This is a genomic window from Acidovorax sp. KNOB132 (assembly GCF_057541515.1).
On sequence record NZ_BAAJYT010000454.1, the window covers coordinates 1 to 1,863 of the forward strand.

Here is a 1,863-nt window from a genome sequence, read left to right on the forward strand (position 1 = left end):
GCTCGAACGCGGGCGCCGAGGGACGGCGGGCCGCAGCGCCGCGGCGGGCGGGCAGGAAGGGGGGCGTCGGTCGGAACGGATCGGGCAAGGAAGGGATGTCCATGGAATCAGCCGGTCGGCGGCGCGGAGCAGGCACCGCAGGCCACCCGGTCCGGGCAGGCCGGGTTTGTAAAATCGGATTATCCATGAGCCACCCTCCTTCTCCCATCGTGGCCGATCCGGCCCCGGCCGGCGCCGCTGCTGCTGCCGCCTTTCCCGCCGTCGCCTGGCCCGACGCCGCCCCGCCGCAACGCGTTCGAGGCCTGGCTGGCGCCGCTGGCCGCCACGCACGGCCTGCGCCCCGCGAGCCTGCGCCCCGCCTCGGCAGACGCGAGCTTTCGCCGCTACCTGCGCATCGACGCCGCCGACGGCACCAGCCGCATCGTGATGGACGCCCCGCCGGACAAGGAGGATTGCCGCCCCTTCGCCCACGTGCAGCGCCTGATGGCCGACGCGGGCCTGCACGTGCCCGAGGTGCTGGCCTGGGACGCGCCCCACGGCTTCATGCTGCTGTCCGACCTGGGCGCGCAGACGGTCATCGAGCGGCTGGACCCCGCGGCGCCCGAGGCGGCGCACGCCTGGTACCTGCAGGCCAGCGACGTGCTGCTGCAATGGCAGCAGGCCTCGCGCCCCGGCGTGCTGCCGCCCTACGACGAGGCCCTGCTGCGGCGCGAACTGGCCCTTTTTCCCGACTGGTACCTGGCGCGCCACCGCGGCGTGGCGCTCACCGAGGCGCAGCAGGGCGTGCTCGCCAAGACCTTCGACGTGCTGGTCGCCAACAATCTGGAAGCCCCCAGCGTGTTCGTGCACCGCGACTTCATGATGCGCAACCTCATGGCGCCCCCGGCGGACGGGCCGCTGGGCGTGCTGGATTTTCAGGATGCGGTGCACGGCCCCATCACCTACGACATCGCCAGCCTGCTGCGCGATGCGTTCATCAGCTGGGAAGAGGATTTCGTCATCGACATTACCGTGCGTTACTGGGAAAAAGCGCGAAAGTCGGGATTGGTCGGTGCGGCGAGCGCCAGCGGCTGGGGCGCGGACTTCGGCGAGTTCTACCGCGCGGTCGAATGGATGGGTCTGCAGCGGCACCTGAAGGTGGCCGGCATCTTCGCGCGGATCACGCTGCGTGACGGCAAGCCCAAGTACCTGGCGGACACGCCGCGTTTCATCGGCTACATCCGCTCGACGGCCAGCCGCTACCGCGAGCTCAAGCCGCTGCTGCGGCTGGTGGACGAGATCGAAGGAACGCGGGAAGCCACCGGCTTCGCTTTCGGAAGAGTTTGAGTCAAAACCGCTACCGCCGCAATCAATACTAGGGCGTGTAGCTATAAAAATAGTAGCAAATGCCCCGTTTCCATTGCCCCTTGCCCCTGGCGGGCGGCGCCGCGCTGGCGCTGCCGCCCTCGGCCGCGCGCCACGTGCAGGTGCTGCGCCTGCAGCCCGGCGACGCGATCACGCTGTTCGACGGGCGCGGGGGCGAATACGCCGCCACCATCACCCGCATGGGCCGCTCCGATGTGGACGTGGAGGTCGGCGCGCACGACCCCGTGGAGCGCGAGGCCGCGCGCGCCGTGCACCTGGTGGTGGGCATGCCGGCCAACGAGCGCATGGACTGGCTCGTGGAGAAAGCCGCCGAACTGGGCGCGGCCAGCATCCAGCCGGTGGCCGCCGCGCGCAGCGTGCTGAAACTGTCGGGCGAGCGCGCGCAAAAGCGCCAGGCCCACTGGCAGGCGATCGCCGTGGCGGCCTGCGAGCAGTGCGGGCGCAACCGGGTGCCCGAGGTGCATGCCCCGCTGGCCCTGGCCGACTGGCTGCGCGGCG

General features: G+C 71.2%; 1 protein-coding gene and 1 pseudogene. Both read left to right on the forward strand.

Translation table 11 applies throughout. The features are described 5' to 3' along the window. Nucleotides 1–185: 185 nt before the first annotated feature. Nucleotides 186–1,326 (forward strand): annotated as a pseudogene (locus tag AC27IO_RS23640) (aminoglycoside phosphotransferase family protein). A gap of 59 nt (nucleotides 1,327–1,385) precedes the next feature. Next, nucleotides 1,386–1,863: 16S rRNA (uracil(1498)-N(3))-methyltransferase (locus AC27IO_RS23645; protein ID WP_498741099.1), on the forward strand; the 478-nt coding region annotated here is incomplete at its 3' end.